Source organism: Sphaerotilus sulfidivorans (genome assembly GCF_013426975.1).
In the GTDB taxonomy this organism is placed as follows: domain Bacteria; phylum Pseudomonadota; class Gammaproteobacteria; order Burkholderiales; family Burkholderiaceae_C; genus Sphaerotilus; species Sphaerotilus sulfidivorans.
In genome coordinates, this window is the sequence record NZ_JACCPY010000084.1 from 1 (window position 1) to 597 (window position 597).

The following is a 597-nucleotide window of genomic DNA, read 5'->3' on the forward strand; positions in this document are numbered from 1 at the left end:
CTGAGAGCCTGGCAGGCTGCGGGCGTGTGGCACCGGCTGCATCTGGTGTTGCTGGCAGAGCTGCGCGGCGCAGGTCAGCTCGATTTCAGTCGAGCGTGTGTGGATGGTGCCAGCGTCGCCAGCCCCCGGGGGGCGAATTCACGGGACCGAACCCGACGGACCGGGGCAAGCTTGGCAGCAAACGTCACCTCGTCACGGACAGGCAAGGCCTGCCGCTGATGTTCTGCGTGACGGGGGCGAATCGACATGACTCGGTGGTGTTTGAAGAGCTGGTCGACGCGCTGCCGGCAGTGGCCGGGTTGCGGGGACGCCCCCGGCGGTGGCCCGACAAGCTGCACGCCGACAAGGGCTACGACTTCGAGCGCTGCCGCACCCATCTGCGGGCCAAGGGCATCAAGGTGCGCATTGCGCGCCGAGGTGTCGAGAGCCGGGAGCGACTGGGGCGTCACCGCTGGGTGGTTGAGCGCACCCATGCGTGGCTGGCAGCGTTTGGCAAGCTGCGCGTCCGATTCGAGCGCCAAGTTGAGACGCACGTTGCCTTGCTCAGCCTGGCTTGTTGCGTCATCTGCCTGCGCACGCTGATTCGGTTTTGTTAGT

At 66.7% G+C, this 597-nt stretch carries 1 pseudogene; it reads left to right on the forward strand.

Annotation, left to right across the window (positions count from 1 at the left end):
• Positions 1–596, forward strand: a pseudogene (locus HZU84_RS20030) (IS5 family transposase); the annotation flags it as partial.
• Between the last annotated feature and the right edge of the window lies 1 nt (position 597).